We start from the raw sequence: 8,090 nt of genomic DNA, 5'->3' as shown, positions 1-8,090 counted from the left end.
GGCGCGACGACTGGCCAGCGTCATCGCCCCCAGACGCGCGCCAAACGCGCGGGTCAGCTCACTCCCGAACGCGGCGTCATCCAGCGCCAGCACGCGCTCGGCTTCCGCATCCGGCAGCGTCCACACAATCGAACTGCGCCGCGCGCCGGCCGGCAGCACCGCCAGCGGCCCGGTGGTCAGGAAGCGCTGCCAGGCCGTGGCTTCGTTATCGTGTTCGGTCTCGATGTAGGCAACCACGCCGCGCTGGCCGTAGTCCTGGCGGGTTACCTGCAGACCTGCCAGCTGGCGCAGGGTGGATTCGGCCCCGTCCGCTGCCACCGCCAGCCGCGCCTCCAGGCGACGGCCGTCCTCCAGGCGCAGGCGCACGCCGTCGGCATCCTGCTCCAGGGCTTCCACCCGGGCCGGACAGCACAGCTGCACCCCCGCCGCGGGCAGCGCCGCCCACAGGCGGTCAACCAGCAGGTCGTTCTCGACGATCCAGCCCAGCTGTTCCCGACCCAGGCGGTCGGCGTCGAAGCACAGCTCCTCGCCGCCGGCAGCATCCCACACCCGCATGCGCCGGTAGGCACAGGCCCGCGCGGACAGGACCGCCGGCCAGACCCCCAGCGCCTGCAACAGCTGGGCGTTGTCAGGGGCGAAGGCATACACGCGCAGGTCTGGCTCCGCAGCCTGCCAATGGGCCGGCTCACGACCTTCAACCAGGGTGACGTCCAGGCCGGCGTCGGCCAGGGCCAGCGCGCAGGCCGCCCCCACCACGCCGCCGCCAACCACAATCACATCGCGCATGCGCCGATTCATGGGGTTGCCCCCCGGCACAGCGCCGGCACGTCGCCGCGGAAGCCCATGGCTCCGCCCACCAGCATCGACTGCACGTCGCTGGCCTGCGCGGCCAGCAGGCCCAGGCTGCGCAGCGGGCGCAGCAGCGGGGCCGGGTTGCTGGTCACCCGCGCCAGCCCGCCCGAGAAGGCGATGGTCTGGCGGCGGTCTTCCTCACGGCGTGCCACGTACTGCTGCAGCAGGGCATCGCTGCCCGGGTCATCGGCCTCGGGCAGCAGTTCGGCCAGGGTCAATGCATCGCGCAGGCCCAGGTTGAAGCCCTGTGCGCCCAGCGGATGGATGGTCTGCGCGGCATTGCCCAGCAGCACCGTGCGCTCGCCGACCAGCGCGCGCGCCAGCACCTGGATCAACGGGTAGGCGCTGCGCGGGCCACTTTCCAGCAGCCGTCCGGCGCGCCAGCCAATGGCGTTCTGCAGGCGCTGCAGCCAGGCGGTCTCGTCCAGGGCCATCACCGCCTCGGCCTGGTCGCGCGCCACCCCGTGCACCACGCCGAAATGGCGGTCGCCACGCGGCAGCAGCGCAGTCGGGCCGGTGTCGGTAAAGCGCTCGTAGGCGGTGCCGTCGGGCGCCCGCGCCGCGCGCAGCCTTGCCACAAACAGGGTCTGGCCGAAATCGTGCTCGTCCACGCCGATGCCCAGCCCCTCGCGCACGCCGCTGCGGGTGCCGTCGGCCCCGACTACCAGCCTCGCCCACAGGGTGCGTTCGCCGCTGTCATCGGCTACCACCACCGCGCGATGGCCATCCACCACTTCGCCCAGCCGCACGAAGCGCGCCGGACGGTAGCGGGTCAGGTGCTGCAGCTGGCCGAGGCGGGTTTCCAGCGCCTGGCCGAAGTCGCGCGCCACCACCACCTGGCCAAACCACGGCCGCTGGTAGTCGGCGGCGTTCATCTGCACGCGGCCGAAGTCGCCGGCGCGGCTGACATGGATGCGGGTGATCGGGCCCACCGCGCTGCCCAGCAGCGGCATCACCCCCAGCGCGGTCAGCGCATTGACGGTGGCGGCGGCAAAACTGAGGTTGCGCTGGTCGAACACCGGCGGCAGGCTGCCGGCCGGCGTGGCCTCGACCAGCCCCACGCTGCGCCCGGCGCGGTCCAGGGCAATGGCCAGGCTGGCCCCGACCAGGCCGCCGCCGACGATCACTACATCATGATGTTCACTCATGCCCACCATGATAGAGCCAGCCCGCGGCGCGCGGCAGGCGCTAGAATGAATGCCATGACCACCCAGCCCGCATCCCCGCCGTCCATTGCCCCCCGCGCGTTCATTCTTGCGGTGCTGGCCCTGCTGATGATCGCCACCCGCGTGAATCACTTCGCGGCGATCCCGGATGCCTCCTGGGCGGTGTTCTTCATCGCCGGCTTCCACCTGCGCGCCTGGACGCGCTGGGCCTTCCCGCTGCTGATGGTGCTGGCGCTGGTGATCGACGTGCTGGTGATCCGTGCCAGCGGCATCGGCTACTGGCAGCACTACTGCGTGTCCCCGGGCACCGCGCTGCTGGTTCCCGCCTACTTTGCGATGTGGGCCGGCGGCGCGCTGCTGCGCCAGGGCTACCGCAGCGCCACCTGGGCCGTGCTGGGCAAGGGCATCGCCCTGCTGCTGGCGGCGGTTGCGGTATGCCACCTGTTCGCCCAGGGCGGGTTCTACTGGACCAGCGACGTGGTGGCCGACCCCACCCTGTCCGGCTGGGCGCAGAACTATGCCCAGTGGTTCCTGCCGTACCTGCGCACCACCGCGACCTATGTCGGCCTGGCGGCCGCGCTGCAGTTGGCCACCGAACAGGTCGGCAAGCTGCTGCAGGCCCGCCGCGACGTGCTGCGCTGAGACGTCTGTACTCGTGGGCAACCGGCTTTCACGCATCTATACCCGCACCGGCGACGACGGCAGCACCGGGCTGGGTGATGGCAGCCGCGTCGCCAAGGACGACGCGCGGGTGCAGGCGTTCGGCACTGTGGACGAGGCCAACTCGGCGCTGGGCGTGCTGCTGGCCGTGGCCTTGCCCGACGACATCCGCGCGCTCCTGACCCGCATCCAGCATCAGCTGTTCGATCTGGGCGGGGAGCTCTGCATTCCCGGCCATGCCGCCATCCAGCAGGCCGATGTGACCGCGCTGGAACAGCAGCTGGACCACTACAACGACACCCTGCCGGCGCTGCAGGAATTCATCCTGCCGGCCGGGGGCGAAGGTGCCGCCCGCTGCCATCTGGCCCGCACCATCGTGCGCCGCGCCGAGCGCGAGACGGTCAGCCTGGCCCGCCTGGAGCCGGTGCGCAGCGAAGCACTGCAGTATCTCAACCGCCTTTCGGACCTGTTGTTCGTGCTGGCCCGGGTACTGGCCCGCGTCGACGGCCAGGGCGAGGTCCTCTGGCAGCACAGCCGCCGCCACGGTTAACGGAAACGGAGCCGCATGCTGGTCTTTAGCCACCCCGCCTGTCTGCAGCACGACCCCGGCCCCGGCCACCCCGAGTCTCCGCAACGCCTGCAGGTCGTGCTTGACGCCCTGCACGCAGCCTTCCCGGGTCGGCTCGACTGGCGGGAGGCACCGGCGGCCAAGCGCGGTGATCTGGCGCGGGTGCACGACAGCGAACTGATCGATCTGGTGCTGCAACCGCAGACCGAGCCGCTGCGGCTGATCGACATGGACACCATGACCTCGCCCGGCTCGGCCGCCGCCGCCGTGCACGCGGCCGGTGCCGGCGTGGCCGCGGTGGATGCGGTGATGCTCGGCGACGACCCGGTGGCCTTCTGCGCGGTGCGCCCGCCCGGCCACCATGCCACCGCCAGTACCGCGATGGGCTTCTGTCTGTTCAACAACATTGCCATTGCCGCCGCCCACGCGCGCGACCGGCACGGGCTGGAGCGCATTGCGGTGGTGGATTTCGACGTCCACCACGGCAACGGCACCCAGGACATTTTCATCGCCGACCCGCGCGTGGCGTACTACAGCACGCACCAGGCCGGGCTGTTCCCGAACTCCGGCCTGCGTCGCGACCGCGGTGCGGGAAATCTGCTCAACATCCTGCTGCCGCCGGGCAGCGGAGGGTTCCGGTTCCGCAATGTGTGGGCCGATGAGATGCTGCCAGCCATCGATGACTTCCGCCCCCAGCTGGTGCTGATCTCGGCCGGCTTCGATGCGCACCTGCGCGACCCGCAGGCCGACCTGATGCTGGAAACCGACGACTTCGCCTGGATCACCAGCGAGCTGCATGCGCTGGCGCGGCGGCATGCAGCCGGGCGGGTGGTGTCGATGCTGGAGGGCGGTTACGACCTGCAGGCGCTGGCCGAATGCTCGGTCGCGCATGTGGGCGCGATGTCGTGATGGGTTGCCGGGCAGAGCCCGGCGCTACGGACTTCTTCTGAACCTGAACCCTTCCTCGAGAACTCCCTTCATTGCCCCTATGCAAGCGATGGGGCAAGCTACCCTCCGTTTTCTCCCGAATCCGAAGCCCGCGTGCGCCGAGCCCTCCGCCTGCTGCCCCTCCCCCTGAGCATCGCCATCTGCCTGCCTGCCATGGCCGATGAGAAGCCATTGAACTGGGGCCTGTGCCCGGTCGCCGATGTCCTGCCCGTCTTCGAAGAGGCCCCCAAAGCCGACAAGGAAGCGGCGGCCACGCGTGACCAGCAGCCCACCGACATCGAAGGCAACCAGCTGTTCGGTACGGCCACCGTGCCGCAGTACCAGGGCAACGTCACCCTCAAGCGTGGCGACCAGTTCCTGGGCACCGACCACCTGAGCTTCGATACGGAAAGCGGCAACTACATCGCCGAAGGCAATGTGCGTTACCAGGATTCCTCGTTCCGCATGGTCGCCCAGCGCGCCGAGGGCAACCAGGAATCGGACACCCACAAGATCAGCGACATCCAGTACCAGCTGGTTGATCGTCGCGGTCACGGCGGTGCCGAATCGGTTGACCTGCAGGGTGCGGTCGGCCAGATGCACCGCTCCACCTACACCACCTGCGATCCCTCGCAGCCGATCTGGAAGCTGTCCGCGCCGCAGATTGAAGTGGACAACGACGAAGGCTTCGGCACCGCCCGCAACGCCGTGCTGCGCATCGGCAAGGTGCCGGTGCTGTGGGCCCCGTACTTCAAGTTCCCGATCGACGACCGCCGCCAGACCGGTCTTCTTTATCCGGAAATCGGACTGTCCGGGCGCAACGGCTTCGATTACGCCCAGCCGATCTACTTCAACCTGGCTCCGAACTACGACGACACCCTGACCCCGCGCTACATGAGCAAGCGCGGTTTCATGCTGGACAACGAGTTCCGGTACCTCTATGACGGCGGCCGCGGCGAACTGCAGACCGCCTACCTGCCCAATGACAAGCTGCGCGACAAGGACCGCGGGCAGGTGCAGTACGAGGGTTACCACAACATCAACACGCACTGGCAGGCGCGCGCCAATCTGGCGTGGGTGAGCGACGAGCGCTACATGGAGGACTTCTCCAGCAAGCTGATCGGCATCACCACCTCCACCCTGCAGAGCCAGATCGGCATCTACGGCACCGGCGAAAACTGGACCGCCGGCCTGATGGCCGATCGCTGGCAGCTGACGGATTACACCCTGACCGAGCAATCGCTGCCCTACGCGCGGCAGCCACGTGCTTTCTTCACCTGGGACAAGCCGGTGCTGTCGTGGCTGGAGACCGGCGTGTACGCCGAAGCGGTGCGCTTCACCCATGACGATGTCGATCTGAAGTACGGCGAAGAACGCGACTATGAGCGCAACGGCACGGTCGTGCCGTACTTCAACGGCTCGCGCCTGGACGTCAAGCCTTACGTGTCCATGCCCTTCGCCGGCGCGGCCTGGTACGTCACCCCGACCCTGGCCTACCGCTACACCGGCTACGAGCTGGACCGCGGGCTGGCCCAGCAGACCCGGCGTCAGGCCTTGATCGACGCCGGCATCGACCCGGCCACCGCCACGCCCGAGCAGCTGCTGGGTGACACCTCGCCCCACCGCAGCATGCCGATCGTCAGCCTCGACGCCGGCATGTTCTTCGACCGCGAGACAGAGATCCGCGGCAAGTCGTTCCTGCACACGCTGGAGCCGCGCCTGTTCTACCTGCGCACGCCGTACCGCGACCAGAGCGACCTGCCGATCTTCGACACCCGTGACTTTACTTTCAGCTGGGGGCAGCTGTTCCGCGACTCGCGCTACACCGGCGCGGACCGCCAGAACGACGCCAACCAGCTGACCATGGCGTTGAGCACCCGCTTCATCGACCAGAACACCGGCCGCGAGCGCTTCTCCGGCAGCATCGGCCAGATCCTGTACTTCGACGACTCGCGGGTGACCCTGCCGAACCAGTCCGTCCTGGTGGAACAGGGCAAGTCGGCCTGGATCGCCGACGCCAACTACGCCATCAATGACCGCTGGAACCTGGGCGCCACCTATCAGTGGGACCCCAAGCTGAAGCGTGAGGATCTGGCCAGCGTGCGTGCGCGCTACCTGATGTCCAACGACGGTATCGTCAACCTGACCTACCGTTACCGCGTTGCCCCGGGTGCCTCGGCCGATGCGTCCAAGGCCGACCGCACCCTGCTTGAACAGGCCGATCTGTCGTTCCTGTACCCGATCAACGAGCGCTGGAGCCTGGTCGGCCGCTACTACTACTCGATCCAGGACAAGGAACCGCTGGAAATCATCGGTGGCGTGCAGTGGGACAGCTGCTGCCTGGCGGTGCGCGCCCTGGCCCGCCGCTACGTGCGCAATCGTGAGGGCGAGATGAACAACTCGTTCCAGATCGAGTTCGTGCTGAAGGGCCTGAGCTCCATCGGCCAGAACACGGACCGCACCTTGCGCCGTGCTATTCTCGGCTATTACCGCGACGACCTCTATCTCGTGCCGCCCAGCAACACCGGTGCAGCCCGCGACGACTACGATCCGAACCAGATCCCATGACCAAGACCCTTCCCGTTCTTCTCGCTTCGCTGATGGCAGTCACCACGGTCAGCGCCCCGTTGCAGGTGCTGGCCCAGCAGACCCAGTCGCTGGACCGGATTGCCGCCATCGTTGATGAAGACGTGGTGCTGCAGAGCGAGCTGGACCGCGCCGTCGCCAACATCAAGTCCCAGTACGCCGGGCGTGAGAACCAGCTGCCGCCGGACGACGTGCTGCGCCGCCAGGTGCTGGAGCGTCTGGTGCTGGTCAAGCTGCAGGTGGCCCGCGCTGAAAGCAGCGGCATCAAGGTCGGCGACCAGGAACTGAACCAGGCCATCAGCGCGATTGCCCAGCAGAACGGCACCAGCGTGGATGCACTGCGCCAGCGTCTGGCCGGTGACGGCGTGGATTTCAATGACTTCCGCGCCTCGGTCCGCGACGAAATCACCGTGCAGCGTCTGCGCCAGAGCTTCGCGCAGAGCCGCATCAGCGTCAGCGAGGGCGAAGTGGACGCCGCGCTGAAGCAGGAAGCCACCACCGGCACCCAGTACCACCTGGCGCACATCCTGATCGCCCTGCCCGAAGCGGCCAGTGCCGACCAGATCGCCACCGGCCAGAAGAAGGCCGACGGCGTCAAAGCCCTGCTGGACAAGGGCGAGCTGGACTTCAACGCCGCCGCCGTGCGCTATTCCGACAGCCCGAACGCGCTGGAAGGCGGCGACCTCGGCTGGCGCACCCTGGATGAAATTCCGAATGCGTTCGCGCAGATGATGACCCAGATGAAGGCCGGCGACGTGGTCGGCCCGCTGCGTGGCCCGAGCGGCTTCCAGTTGCTGAAGCTGGTGGAAGTGCGCGACGCCAACGCCAGTGCCGGCGGTGGCCAGACCATCACCGAGTACCACGGCCGCCATATCCTGATCCGGGTCACCGACCAGCAGGACAGCGCTGCCGCCAAGGCCAAGATCGACACCCTGCGCGCCCGCATTGCCGGCGGCGCGGACTTCCAGGCCGTGGCCCGTGAGTCCAGCGAAGACAGCAACAGCAAGGGCCAGGGCGGCGATCTCGGCTGGTTCCCGGCCGATGCCTTCGGCCCGGACTTTGGCAAGCAGATCACCGGCGTCAGCGACGGCGGCGTCAGCCAGCCGTTCCGCACCGACGCTGGCTGGCACATCGTGCAGCGCGTGGAAACCCGCCAGACCGACGCCAGCGCCGACAACAAGCGCGCCCAGATCCGCGAAACCATCGGCCGCCGCAAGCTGGAAGAAGAGTACAACCGCTTCCTGCAGGAACTGCGTGGCGAAGCCTACGTCGACCTGCGCCAGGGCGACGCCGCTGCGGCGGCGACCCCGCCGCAGTCCTGAGGGCACGCC

The 8,090-nt window shown here is 68.5% G+C and carries 7 protein-coding genes; 5 read left to right on the top strand and 2 right to left on the bottom strand.

Features of this window, described 5'->3' with window-relative positions; translation table 11 throughout:
* Both RT551_RS15730 and ubiH read right to left on the bottom strand, forming a co-directional pair.
* Positions 1–798: FAD-dependent oxidoreductase (locus tag RT551_RS15730; protein WP_313460400.1), on the bottom strand; the 798-nt coding region annotated here is incomplete at its 3' end.
* Positions 795–2,000: a 2-octaprenyl-6-methoxyphenyl hydroxylase gene (gene ubiH, locus RT551_RS15725; RefSeq protein ID WP_313460399.1), complete on the bottom strand. Its 1,206-nt coding sequence runs from the start codon at positions 1,998–2,000 to the stop codon at positions 795–797. The genes ubiH and RT551_RS15730, both read right to left, overlap by 4 nt.
* Before the next feature lie 54 nt (positions 2,001–2,054).
* Between ubiH and RT551_RS15720 the strand changes: the two genes are divergently transcribed.
* The 5 genes from RT551_RS15720 (at position 2,055) to RT551_RS15700 (ending at position 8,081) form a co-directional block, all read left to right on the top strand.
* The gene (locus RT551_RS15720) at positions 2,055–2,660 is read left to right on the top strand and encodes a hypothetical protein (protein ID WP_313460398.1); all 606 of its coding nucleotides are present in this window, start codon (positions 2,055–2,057) and stop codon (positions 2,658–2,660) included.
* Between the two features lie 13 nt (positions 2,661–2,673).
* Positions 2,674–3,228, top strand: a complete 555-nt coding sequence (locus tag RT551_RS15715) for a cob(I)yrinic acid a,c-diamide adenosyltransferase (RefSeq protein WP_313460396.1) — start codon at positions 2,674–2,676, stop codon at positions 3,226–3,228.
* A gap of 15 nt (positions 3,229–3,243) precedes the next feature.
* On the top strand, positions 3,244–4,155 hold the full coding sequence (locus RT551_RS15710) for a histone deacetylase family protein (RefSeq protein ID WP_313460394.1): 912 nt from the start codon (positions 3,244–3,246) through the stop codon (positions 4,153–4,155).
* Between the two features lie 132 nt (positions 4,156–4,287).
* A complete protein-coding gene (lptD, locus tag RT551_RS15705) occupies positions 4,288–6,741 on the top strand; it encodes an LPS-assembly protein LptD (RefSeq protein ID WP_313460393.1) in 2,454 nt (817 codons plus the stop codon).
* Entirely contained in the window at positions 6,738–8,081 is a 1,344-nt protein-coding gene (locus tag RT551_RS15700; RefSeq protein WP_313460391.1) for a peptidylprolyl isomerase, read from the top strand. The genes lptD and RT551_RS15700 overlap by 4 nt, the downstream gene beginning before the upstream one ends.
* Positions 8,082–8,090: the final 9 nt, after the last annotated feature.

This window comes from Stenotrophomonas sp. (assembly GCF_032103445.1).
Lineage (GTDB): Bacteria > Pseudomonadota > Gammaproteobacteria > Xanthomonadales > Xanthomonadaceae > Stenotrophomonas.
The sequence above is the reverse complement of the archived record's forward strand: the minus strand, read 5'-3'. Positions and strand labels throughout refer to the sequence as shown.